Genomic DNA, 12,723 nt, shown 5'->3' on the forward strand with positions numbered 1-12,723 from the left:
GGCCGGACCTTACTCACTACTACGGCATCATCTGCCACCTCGCACCAACACCTGCCTTGAGTTTCCTCTCGTACAGATGCTTCTGGTTTATCACCAGAGACGGTGTCAGGCTTCCCCAGTTACTGCACTGGCTCCCTGTTAGAAATCCCACCCTCAAGCACAATACAGGACTGACCGAGTATCGGGCTTCACGCTATTTTGCACGCTTACCCTCCTGCATTGCCGAATCAGGTTCACTTTCGTTGTGTACTTCTAACTTCCTATGGCTTGCTTCGGGCCGGCCCCCGGAGACCCTGCCGTTAGCCAGCAACGCCCTTGCCATTCGGATTATCTTCCCCTCAGTCAGGGTGATTCAGGTTTCTTTCAACCTGACGGGTTTGCCAGCTTCGCTGGGCAAACAAAAAACGGTCGCAAATGCGACCGTTTTACTCATCGTTACAAATTGCTTTCTTGCAGCTATACTTGAGCTAATTAATCCGCTTTGTAATCGTCGTGACAACCTTTACATGCGCCACCTACCTGGCCTATCGCAGCGCGATATTTACTTTCATCACCAGCTGCTGCCACACTCGAAAGATTTTCTGCCGCAGATTTCAAATTAGCGACTTTTCCTTCGAAGTCTGACCAATTTTCCCAAATGTCGTCTTTTGCACCCGTATCAACGTCAAATTTGCGGGTATCTACCATCAGGTAATCACTCATCATATCTGCCAGTTGCTCAAGGCGCAGCGCATTGGTTGCAATGACATCTTGATCGAAAGGAATTGCCCCTTTCGCCATGCCGCCTAGCGGCGCCATGTTACTGCGTACAAGTTGAAAAAGGGCTTTGCGGTACTCCGTCGCTGCTGCTGCATGTTTCTCATTCATCGCCGCTTCGCGGGCAACAACGTTCGATGTTGTAAAACACGTTGCCGCGATGGCTGCTATTAGTCCGGTCTTGAGCAGTTTTTTCATTATCTTCTCCATTAAGATGAAAGTGTGGTGATGTAAGTTGCCTTCAACTATTAAAAAGCCCCGCTTATCATAACGTTTGTTTTTGCGTTTGGTGATTATATTTCACACAAAAGAGCGAACAAACCTACCCAGAAACGACAAGCCCTCCAAAAGGAGGGCTGAATTTTTTATCGCTGACCAGATTAACGTCTAAATGGAAAGCTTAGTTTGTCAGGTCGTCGAAGAATTTCTTCACGCCGTCAAAAAAGCCTTTCTCCTTTGGGCGATGCTTACCAGAGTCGCCACCCATGGAATCATCTAATTCCTGAAGCAGATCTTTCTGACGGGTAGACAGATTCACCGGGGTTTCCACCACGACTTTACACATCAGATCACCGGTAACGCCACTGCGAACCGACTTAACACCTTTACCACGCAGACGGAACATACGACCGGTCTGAGTTTCAGCGCTGACCTTCAGTTTAACTTTACCATCAAGTGTAGGTACTTCCAGTTCACCACCTAACGCAGCCGTGGTAAAGCTCAGCGGTACTTCACAATATAGGTTGTTACCGTCGCGTTGGAAGATTTCATGCTCACGCACATGAACCTGGACGTATAAATCACCTGCTGGTGCACCGTTCTCGCCAGCTTCACCCTCGCCGTTAAGACGAATGCGATCACCGGTATCTACACCGGCTGGGATTTTAACTGACAGGGTTTTGGTTTTTTCTTTTCGACCGTGGCCATGACAGGCATTACATGGGTCGGAAATGATTTTGCCGCGACCCGAACAAGTTGGACAGGTTTGCTGTACCGCAAAAAAGCCCTGACGCATCTGCACCTGACCATTACCATGACAGGTTGGGCAGGTAGTTGGAGACGTACCTTTCTTCGCGCCGGAGCCATGACAGACATCACATTCCACCAGCGTAGGTACGCGAATTTCCACTTCTTTACCGCGTACCGCTTCTTCTAATGAAAGCTCGAGATTGTAACGTAAATCGGCTCCCTGACGGGCACGAGACTGACGTCCACCGCGACCACCACCGAATATATCGCCGAATACATCACCAAAAATATCACCAAAGTCTGCGCCACCACCGAAGCCGGCACCACCACGATTCGGATCCACACCGGCATGACCATACTGATCATATGCAGCGCGTTTCTGCGAATCAGTCAGGACTTCATAGGCTTCCTGGATTTCCTTAAATTTTTCTTCCAGCGCTTTATCGCCCTGGGTGCGGTCAGGGTGGTACTTCATTGCCAGCTTTTTATACGCTTTTTTGATATCGCGTTCGCCAGCGCTTTTGTCCACACCAAGCACTTCGTAGTAGTCTCGTTTCGACATATCGCTTACTTTTCCTACTCGTTACTTCAGATGCCCAGCGGCGGTATTTCCGCAACCGTTCATCAAATAATCATCCGGATAATTTTAACCGGCCTTAACACAACAAAAGGCGCAACAAGAATTCCTGCTGCGCCTGCACTGTACAGCACCCCGGCAGAGTGCCGCCGGGGAAGCATTGCTTACAGCTTATTTCTTGTCGTCTTTCACTTCTTCGAATTCAGCGTCAACAACATCATCGTCAGCTTTCTGAGCAGAAGGCTGCTCGGCGCCTGCGTCAGCACCACCGGCTGCTGCCTGTTGTGCCTGTGCCGCTTCCATCAGTTTACCTGATGCTTCAACCAGTGCCTGTGTTTTCGCTTCGATTTCGGCTTTATCTTCACCTTTAACCGCAGTTTCCAGTGCAGAAATAGCCGCTTCGATTGGCGCTTTGTCTTCAGCAGACAGTGCATCACCCACTTCATCAAGTTGCTTACGAGTAGCGTGAATCATGCCGTCACCCTGGTTACGGGCTTGAATCAGTTCTTCGAACTTAGCATCTGATTCTTTATTCGCTTCTGCGTCAGCGACCATTTTTTCGATTTCGTCATCGCTCAGACCAGAAGACGCTTTAATCGTGATCTTCTGCTCTTTGCCAGTATCTTTATCTTTAGCTGATACGTGCAGGATACCGTCGGCGTCCAGATCGAAAGTTACTTCGATTTGTGGGGTACCACGAGAAGCAGGACGAATACCTTCTAAGTTAAACTGACCCAGCGACTTGTTACCAGACGCTTGCTTACGCTCACCCTGCAGTACGTGTACAGTAACTGCAGACTGGTTGTCTTCAGCCGTCGAGAAGGTTTGCGATTTCTTAGTAGGAATCGTAGTGTTCTTCTCAATAAGGTTGGTCATTACACCGCCCATGGTTTCGATACCCAGAGACAGAGGCGTAACGTCCAGCAGCAGTACGTCTTTTACTTCACCAGACAGTACACCGCCTTGAATAGCCGCACCAACGGCAACCGCTTCGTCAGGGTTAACATCTTTACGTGGCTCTTTACCGAAGAACTCAGTGACGTACTTCTGTACCAGAGGCATACGCGTCTGACCACCCACCAGGATGATGTCGTTGATGTCAGAAACTGACAGATCCGCATCTTCCAGTGCTTGTTTAACTGGCTTCAGCGAGTCTTTCACCATGTCTTCAACCAGAGATTCCAGTTTTGCACGGGTTACTTTGATCGCTAAGTGTTTAGGGCCAGTTGCATCTGCAGTGATGTACGGCAAGTTAACTTCAGTCTGCTGAGAAGAAGACAGTTCGATTTTCGCTTTCTCGCCGGCTTCTTTCAGACGTTGCATGGCCAGCGGATCTTTACGCAGGTCGATGCCCTGATCCTTCTTGAATTCGTCTACCAGGTAATTGATTACACGGTTATCGAAGTCTTCACCACCTAAGTGAGTGTCACCATTGGTCGCCAGTACTTCGAAGGTGTGCTCACCATCAACTTCATCGATTTCAATGATAGAGATATCGAACGTACCGCCACCTAAGTCGTAAACGGCAACAACGTTATCGCCTTGCTTTTTGTCCATGCCGTAAGCAAGGGCAGCAGCAGTTGGCTCGTTGATGATACGCTTAACTTCAAGACCAGCGATACGGCCAGCGTCTTTCGTTGCCTGACGCTGTGAATCGTTAAAGTAAGCAGGAACAGTGATTACCGCACCAGTGACTTCTTCGCCCAGGTAATCTTCAGCAGTTTTCTTCATTTTCTTCAGAACTTCTGCAGAGATTTGGGGCGGTGCCATTTTCTCGCCTTTGGTCTCAACCCATGCATCACCGTTGTCAGCTTTAACAATTTTGTAAGGCATGATGTCGAGGTCGCGTTGTACTTCTTTATCTTCGAAGCGACGACCGATCAGACGTTTGATAGCAAATAAAGTATTTGTTGGGTTGGTAACTGCCTGACGCTTCGCAGACTGACCTACCAGAGTTTCACCGTCGTTAGTGTACGCGATGATAGAAGGCGTAGTGCGATCGCCTTCGGCGTTTTCAATTACGCGAGGTTTGTCGCCGTCTAGAACTGCGACACAGGAGTTTGTTGTACCTAAGTCGATACCAATGATTTTACCCATTTCGTGTCTCCAAAATAAGATTCAATAATTTCTGCAATATTAGTGGGGTTATTCCCCCGGTAATTCAAGAGACGCCTGTAAAAATAAGTCTCTTAGGCTGTCGCCTGTTACGCCTGCGTATCAACACCACCGTCTGGTGCACGAGACACCATGACCATAGCCGGACGAAGCAGACGCCCGTTGATTTGGTAACCTTTCTGCATCACTGCCATTACGGTGTTTGGCGCGTGGTCGGCGCTTTCCTGCATGGACATCGCCTGATGCAATTCTGGATTAAAACCTTCACCCTGAGGATCAATAGGTGTTAAACCGAATTTTTCAATAGTGCTAACAAAAGATTTCAGCGTCATATCAACGCCTTCAAGCAGTGGTTTCACCGCCTCGTTTTCAGCATCACCCGCCTGAATAGCACGTTCCAGGTTGTCGAGAACCGGCAGCAGTTCACCAGCAAAACGCTCCAGGGCGAATTTGCGGGCTTTTTCTACTTCGGCGTCAGCACGACGACGGGCATTGTCGCTATCAGCACGTGCACGCAGTACGCTGTCCTGCTGCTCTTTAACCTGCGCCTGGGCGTCTGCCAATGCAGTTTCAAGCTCGTAGATACGCTGTTCCTGTTCAGATACCGGTTGCGCTTCTTCAGCTCCTTCGTTTACTACTTCGCCCTGAATCACTTCTGCGTCTTCAGGCTTCTTTTGATCCTGCACATCGCGCTCTTCGCTCATGCTATCCTCCCAACAATACTCATCTGCGGTGAATTTTTGTGTAGCTGACTGCAAGCAAAAAACCTTGCCACAACCAGCGTGAATACGTTCAGTGGGGCTAATAATGGGGTTAGTTAACCGCCTATCAAGGGTATCCCTGAAAAATTTGTGGCTAATTGCCATATTTTTTGCAGAAAGGTTGCGGTAGAGTTTGTTAACGAATTGTTTTTGTTGGCTATCGCATGTTCAGCATCTATACCATCGGCATGATTACCGTGGTTTATCTCATGTTTCTTTTTATGGTTGCCTTTTGGGGCGATAAAAAGCTGCGCGATAACCAACAACACCCGGTTTTATATAGCTTAGGCCTTGGCATTCACTGCACGTCGTGGGCGTTTTTCGGCACCACCACCCAAGCTTCACAATTCGGTTGGGCGCTGGTGCCCACCTATGCCGGCATTATCTTCGGCATGGCTTTTCTCTACCCTGTATTGATAAAAATTGTTCGGTATTGCCAAAAGCACAATGTCACTTCTTTAGCGGATTTCTTTGCTCTACGTTTTCGCCATAGCCACTTTTTGGCAGCCACGGTAACAGGTTTATGCTTTATTGGCGTTATTCCCTATATTGCGCTGCAATTAGATGCCATTTCTGCTAGTATTCGGCTTATTTCCTACGATGCCGGACAAGGCTCAGATACCGTAGGATTATATGTTGCCGCGCTAATGGCCCTGTTCGCCATTCTGTTTGGTACCCGCACACTCAACCTTACCGACAAACACCCCGGGCTTGTGCTTACCATTGCCGTTGAGTCTGTGGTCAAACTGGTTGGCCTGTGTGTGGTAGGCATATTTGTGTGCTACGGACTGTTCAACGGCCCCTTTGACTTAATTGCACAGGCCGCGGTTCATCCCTCTGCCCGCGAAGTGTTGTATGCCGATTCAGCGCCTCTGGTGTATTTGAGCCATGTGTTACTAGGGGTGTGCTCATTGTTCGTGTTGCCCCGCCAATTTCATATGAATTTTGTTGAATGTAACGGTGAAGGCGAACTGGCTACCGCCCGCTGGCTTTTTCCCGCCTACCTTGTTGGCATGACAACGTTCATTCTGCCCATCGCCATTGCCGGCCACATTCTACTTGATACCAGCGTGGTAAAAACCGACGCTTTCGTATTAGCGCTGCCGTTGAGCACCGGCAATATCGGGGTTTCACTTGCAGCATTAATTGGCGGACTGTCTGCGACCACCAGCATGATAATTGTGGCTACCCTGGCCCTTGGGATCATGATGTCGAATAATCTTATTACCCCCATTTGGCTTAAGATTCGGCTAAAGAATGACCCGCAATTAACCATGCGCCCCGCCACCCTGCTCACCGTGCGGCGACTCACGGTACTGGTCGTACTTAGCGTAGCTTACTGGTACCACGTCAACGTGAGTCAAAGTGCCCCATTGGTAAAAAGCGGGGTGATTGCCATCGCTTTGCTCGGTCAGTTACTTCCCGCCATGCTGTTTTCACTTTACTGGCAGCGTACTGCCAAGTGGGCGGTGCAATCAGCGATTCTGGTTGGCTTTGTCTGTTGGGTAATGTGGTTACTCTACCCGTCAATTCTGTCGAGTTACTATTTCGAAAAAGCGCCATCTGAACTTCAACTGGGTACCAGTTTCTTTGCCTGCCTGGTGATGAATACGCTCACCTTAGTTTTGATTTCGCTCTTATCATCGTCGAAGACAGAGCAGGATAAAAACCTTGGCGGCGACGATAATCATCCTGATCTTGCCATTCGCATACAGGATTTATTTTCACTCACTGAGCGGGTACTTGAGCCCAGTGTTAACCTTACATTGAAAAGCCAGCTTTCAGCCCACGCCAACACAGACGGTTTCGCCAGCATGGCGTTATTGCAACGGGTAGAAAAGTTACTGGCCGTTCAGGTGGGCACACCAAGCGCCCGCATTCTGCTTTCAGCCATTGCCCAATCTAAAGCTGGAGCACTAAGGGAGATTGTAGACTGGGTGGAAGAAGCCTCTCAATCATTCCAGTTTAATCATGAGATTTTGCAATCATCGGTTCAAAACATTGAACAAGGGATCAGTGTGCTCGATCAGCAGCTTTGCATGCTTGCCTGGAATGACCGGTATGTCGAACTGTTTAACTATCCGAAGGGCTATCTGAAGGTGGGTCAGCCAATTCAGGCGTTGCTGCTGTATAACGCTGAGCGAGGCTTGCTGGGTAAAACCGATGACGTGGAAAATGAAATTAGTAAGCGTGTGGACTACATGCAAAAAGGCAGCAGCTATAAATATATTCGTCGCCAGACCGATGGCCGGGTCATCGAACTTAATGGTAGTCCGCTCCCCCACGGCGGTTATGTAACAACGTACAGTGACATCAGCGAATATATCCGCATACAAGAAGAACTGGAACTCGCTAAACGGGATTTGGAAGCCCGGGTACTAAAACGAACTGAACAATTGGAACTGGCCAAACAGGAAGCAGACCGGGCCAATGAAAGTAAATCCCGCTTTCTGGCCGCCGCCGGCCACGACTTAATGCAACCGTTTAATGCCGCTACGCTTTATGCTGGCATGCTGTCACAAAAAACGACTGACTCCGATTTAGCCAGTTTGTCTCATGGGCTAGTCACATCACTCAATAGTGCTGAAGCCTTGCTCTCCACTTTATTAGATATGACCAAACTGGAATCGGGCGTATTGGTACCTCAAATTACTGAGTTTCCACTAGACGATGTGCTCACGCCGCTGGTTAATGAATTTCAGGTTATCGCAGGGCAAAAGCAACTTCTTCTAAAGCAGGTTCACACCTCCGTAGTCGTGCGCTCTGACAAAAAGCTCCTGAAGCGTATCGTGCAGAATTTGATCTCCAATGCCATTCGCTATACCCGCACAGGAACCATTCTAGTGGGCACACGTCGTAAATCATCGGATCGGCTAGCGATCTGGGTGTGCGATACCGGCCCGGGCATACCCGAACATCAGCAACAGATAATTTTTCAAGAGTTTCACCAGCTCGAGAACCGCGAAGCGAGTCAGGGGTTGGGATTAGGACTGACTATTGTGGAGCGCATCAGCCAACTGCTCGACCATGAAATTGGTTTGGCATCGGCTGTAAACAAAGGCACGGTATTTACCGTTACCCTGCCCCGGGCTGTGCGGGCACTTCAGCGCAACGCGATTGCTCCCCAAGAACAGAGTGTTACGTCACAAGCAACCTGGTTACAGGGACAGCATATTCTGCTGCTGGAAAACGACGAGCAAATTACCCAAGCCATGCAGGAACTGTTAAGCGACTGGGGCGCTGAGGTAATCTGTGCTTCTTCATTGTCTTCGGCGCAGGCAGTATGCCCCGCACCGCCAGACATGATGCTGGTTGACTATCACCTGGATTTTGGCGAGAAAGGCACCGATGCGGCAAAGTCATTGAAAGGCTTCTGGCAACAAAATGTTCCTGGCATTCTGGTAACGGCAAACCGCGACGATGGCGTGCGGGATGAAGCCGCCGCAGCCGGCTTGCGATACCTTCCGAAGCCGGTAAAACCACCGGCACTGAAACGTTTGCTTAAAGAACTGCTAAGTGGCCGCTAATTCCAGTGTTTACACTTCTACCCTGTGCTCACCCTCGGTCTGATTTTCATTACTTAGCTTTTGGTATAGCCAGCCGATTCCCACCAGACTGAAACCTAGACCAATGAATGAAATAGCACGATACAGCCCTTCTAGCTGTGCCGTATCAAAAATAAATGCTTTGAGAATAATCACCGCCAGAATACCAAATCCCGCGTTCCGCAGAGTGATTAGCTGAAGATGCTGACCACCAAAGATTATTGCTACCGCGATGAGCAGCCACACGATTGAATACGTGTAAAGTTCTGCCTGTGGCACGTTGTTACTGATGACAATATTCCCAGGATGGAATGCACCGCGGATCACGCCGTTAATATAGAAAAACAACAGCACGCCTCCCACAGCACACGCCGCTTTTGTAATTTGCCCAGGTATTAATCTAGCCATTCCCAACGCAATCCCCATCCCAATAAGCATCAGCGCCGGTAGTAGCCACAACACAATCAGCCAGTTCAGAAACACCCCATCGCCGGTGGCAATGGGTACAAAAAACGGGTTGTTGTATCCCGATAGCCCGATATGTAGGACAGCGGCAGCGGCAACGAGTAATGCGGCGTAACAGTGATAAATCCGGGACAACCTTTGCGCAAACCTAGCCCGCCACAAATATACTGCAGACAAAATCAGCCAGTTACAGGCAAGGAGTGCACTTTCAGTGAATGTCAGATCGGTAAAATCAGGATAATGCCCTACCAGCAAATAACTGGTTTGGGTGGTAATGAACAGCGCGGTGAGATGCAATATCCCGCCATCCAGCCATTGTCGCAGACTGGTGGATGATTGATAAAAGCGACTTAACCCGAACAGTGCTATTACCATAGGAAGAATGATCAGGGTCCAGCGCACTCCAATAACCGTTTCACCGGAGTACGCATCCAGCCAGGGTGCCATTGTTAGTCGTACGCTAACTGCAATAAGCGCCACTTTATACACCCAGTCGGGCAACGAAACGCGGGCTTTCCAGCTCAGATAGCTCATGACGCCAATCTGAATTGCCAGCGCTAAAGTAAGCGTGCCCGCATTCAGCAACATGGTCAGGCAAAGCGTAATGCAGGCATTGCTGAGTAAAGTGAGTGTAAGCTTTAGCAACGGAGCACTAATACGCATGGAAACCAGCGCTGCACCAATAGCCAGCAGTGTTAACTCTGCCGCCCACACGGGGTAGAGCACGGCCGCAGCCTCATCGGGTGCAAGGGCATAACTAACGGCATACAGACTGACAGGCGCAACCACGAGCAACATCAGATAGGCCGGTCTCTGCCACTTTTTCAGCATCAACGTACTGTACCACAGCATTGCCAGCGCGGTTACCTGAACAAACAAGTAATTCTGCGCGAATGGAAACATTATGTCCGAATAGTCGCCGGGGGAAGGCATGCGTACGAAGATAAACAATTGGAACAGTAGCCCCAGAAACGGCCAGGAATCTAGCAGGCTGTAACGGTTCGGCAGATAACATAGCACGACACCAATAATGAGAGCGCTCATGATCAGATAAACCGGTTCGTTGATGGTCGACAGGTAACCACACAACGCTATAAGCGGCAGAATGATCCCGGGCAGCTCCTTACGCGGCATCAACAATGCTTTGACCGGTAATGTCTCGGTCATTACTTTATCTAAAGGCGAGAGTACTAACTCAGAAAGCGCGAACAGATAAATGGTAAAAAGAGTAAAAATAATAACCGCAGTAAAGTTGCTGGTATCAGCTTCCGCGCTGGCCCACAGCATCCATAATGTATGTGCCGCAAAACTGAGCCACCATATTTTGCTCTGACATACTGACTGTGCAATCCATGTGGCCGATGCCGACACTAAAAGGATGTACGCATACAAGACAGCGACATTTGGCGAATCTGTACTCACCAACGCGGGTACAATGTAGGCGCCAATAACACCTATCCACGCCAATACCGGGCCAAAGCGTAGTGCCAGCCAGGTTGCAATAAGCGCGATGGCGGCGAGCAGAGCAAAACCTAATTCTGCACTGATAAAGTGGTAATAGTCGTAAGCCACCAGCGCCATAGCAAAACAGGTGATTATCCCACCGCTGGCAATGGCTGCGCACACGTAAGGCGAATAGATGTGAAACTTCTCACGATAGCGGGATAAGTACTCCGCTGTGCCCACCAGTACTGTACCGAACAGGCCGCCTAATACTACGCGCAAACCCGGCGACAACAACCCGGCTTCAATAGCGTAGCGTGCAAGAAAAATACCGCCAATGGCCAGCACCAGACCGCCCAGCCAAAACAGGCCGTTTCCACGTAGAAATTGCTCAATGTCGAACCCGCTATCCCAGGGAGAGCTTTCTTTACTGTTCTCTGTTGATTTTTCCGACGGTAAAGATGGCGAAGACACGGAAGCAGGAACAGATACCGGGGCGGAAACAGGCGTTGGCGCGTTTAAAACTGTCTTCGGTGTAGTAGTTACCGGTGCATTTTCCTGCGGTTGCGATGTTTCAGTGGTATCGGACTTTTCATCACCCGATCCTACTTGTTTATTCAGGCGGTTAATCTGGCCAGACTGTAAATTCACCAGATTTTTTAGTGTGGCAATTTCGCGGCGTAGTTGGCGAATAGTGGAGAAATTCGAAAAAGACAGGAGTCCGCCAGCAAGCAGAAATAGAACAAATAACACTGCCAGGATCATGAGGCCATCCATGCCGTTTCCTTATTGTTTGAGTAATGATTGCGCGGCAGCACAAACACATGGGTTGAAATTATCAGCGAAACAACACTGCCATGTATTAACGCCCTAAGAAACTGAGAGCGGCTAAAGTTGTTTGTTGTACGTTACGCGAGCCATGACCCAACCGCCCAATAAGGATGCGAAAATAACAAACACATTTAGCCAATATACTTGATACGTAAATGGATATAGAAGCGTAATTTGGCAGGCGACTAAAGTAATCAGCAGGCTGCTAACGTACGAACCTGAAAATAGCCGGGCATGAATGAAGCCAGCTGTTGCTGCCAATAAACCAAAACCCAAAAACTGGATAACCAAGATGTCCCATAGCCACATGACAGAAGCTAGGAATTTTGGCATGGCAAAAGCCGACGTATAACCGACGAGAACAGAGCCTAACTGTGCAACCAGAAAACCCAATATAATTGCGGATAGGATAGAAATTCCATTTTTCATCTCTCAATGTCTCCATGACGCACAACAACTGATGGTAGAGAATTTACTGTAACACGTATTCACAGCGACTTGCAGCCTCTACAGTATTTCGCGCAAATGACGGACGGCAATTGGATAGTGAAGGCAACAGCTCCGCAATTTTCATTCATTCTGCATTAATTGATTAAACAACACACCCGCTTTGGTACGGTTAATCACGCCTAATTTGCGCAATACCGCCGATACATGCTGCTTTACTGTAGATTCTGAAATATCCAGCTCGTAAGCAATCTGCTTATTCAGCAGACCATCGGCAATCATTTTCAGTACTTTAAACTGGTGAGGCGTGAGTTGCGCCAGGCCTTTTGTAAACTGGTTATCAGATGTTGGCACGTTGGTAATAAGCGCATCGTTCCAGCCGGAGGGCAGCCATTGCTCGCCTTCGAGAACGAGTTCAACGGCTTCGGCAATCAATGGTAATGGCGTAGATTTAGGAATGTAACCGCTGGCGCCTAGTGTGACCGAGCGTTCAATTAACACCGGCGACTCTTCTGCCGACACCACAACCACTAATACATCAGGGTGGCGAGAGCGCAGTTCAGCTAAACCGGTAAGGCCCGCGTTACCTGGCATATTAATGTCGAGAAAAACCAAATCGATGGCGCTGTCCTTCTCAAGATGTGCAACAGCTTCATCAAGCGTTGCCACCTCGCTGATTTTTCCCTTTACGATGTCATTCATGGCCTGGCGCATGGCGGCGCGGAACAAAGGATGATCATCGGCAATCAGTACATTGGCTTGCATAGTGTCAAACATTTGTGAAATCCATGTTACTGTGACCCAGAACGCAGAA

General features: G+C 49.0%; 8 protein-coding genes. 1 reads left to right on the top strand and 7 read right to left on the bottom strand.

The window, feature by feature from the left end:
• Window positions 1-471: 471 nt before the first annotated feature.
• The 4 genes from BFC18_RS16900 to grpE all read right to left on the bottom strand — a co-directional run bounded on the left by BFC18_RS16900 (window position 472) and on the right by grpE (window position 5,121).
• Window positions 472-954 (bottom strand): c-type cytochrome, encoded by a 483-nt coding sequence (locus BFC18_RS16900; protein ID WP_070126738.1) that lies wholly within the window; start codon window positions 952-954, stop codon window positions 472-474.
• A gap of 202 nt (window positions 955-1,156) precedes the next feature.
• On the bottom strand, window positions 1,157-2,287 hold the full coding sequence (gene dnaJ, locus BFC18_RS16905; protein WP_070126739.1) for a molecular chaperone DnaJ: 1,131 nt from the start codon (window positions 2,285-2,287) through the stop codon (window positions 1,157-1,159).
• Window positions 2,288-2,473: 186 nt separating this feature from the next.
• Entirely contained in the window at window positions 2,474-4,399 is a 1,926-nt protein-coding gene (gene dnaK / locus BFC18_RS16910; RefSeq protein ID WP_070126740.1) for a molecular chaperone DnaK, read from the bottom strand.
• Window positions 4,400-4,506: 107 nt separating this feature from the next.
• On the bottom strand, window positions 4,507-5,121 hold the full coding sequence (grpE, locus tag BFC18_RS16915; protein WP_070126741.1) for a nucleotide exchange factor GrpE: 615 nt from the start codon (window positions 5,119-5,121) through the stop codon (window positions 4,507-4,509).
• 221 nt (window positions 5,122-5,342) lie between these two features.
• Between grpE and BFC18_RS16920 the strand changes: the two genes are divergently transcribed.
• Complete coding sequence (locus tag BFC18_RS16920; RefSeq protein ID WP_070126742.1) at window positions 5,343-8,705, top strand: PAS domain-containing hybrid sensor histidine kinase/response regulator; 3,363 nt, start codon at window positions 5,343-5,345, stop codon at window positions 8,703-8,705.
• A 9-nt stretch (window positions 8,706-8,714) separates the two neighbouring features.
• Here the strand turns inward: BFC18_RS16920 and BFC18_RS16925 are convergent, their stop codons facing one another.
• The 3 genes from BFC18_RS16925 to BFC18_RS16935 all read right to left on the bottom strand — a co-directional run bounded on the left by BFC18_RS16925 (window position 8,715) and on the right by BFC18_RS16935 (window position 12,674).
• On the bottom strand, window positions 8,715-11,408 hold the full coding sequence (locus BFC18_RS16925) for a DUF2339 domain-containing protein (protein WP_070126743.1): 2,694 nt from the start codon (window positions 11,406-11,408) through the stop codon (window positions 8,715-8,717).
• Window positions 11,409-11,519: 111 nt separating this feature from the next.
• Window positions 11,520-11,891, bottom strand: coding sequence for a hypothetical protein (locus BFC18_RS16930; RefSeq protein WP_070126744.1), 372 nt, complete (start codon window positions 11,889-11,891; stop codon window positions 11,520-11,522).
• Between the two features lie 141 nt (window positions 11,892-12,032).
• Window positions 12,033-12,674: a response regulator gene (locus tag BFC18_RS16935; protein ID WP_070126919.1), complete on the bottom strand. Its 642-nt coding sequence runs from the start codon at window positions 12,672-12,674 to the stop codon at window positions 12,033-12,035.
• Window positions 12,675-12,723: the final 49 nt, after the last annotated feature.

Source organism: Alteromonas confluentis, from assembly GCF_001757105.1.
GTDB classification, from domain to species: domain Bacteria; phylum Pseudomonadota; class Gammaproteobacteria; order Enterobacterales; family Alteromonadaceae; genus Alteromonas; species Alteromonas confluentis.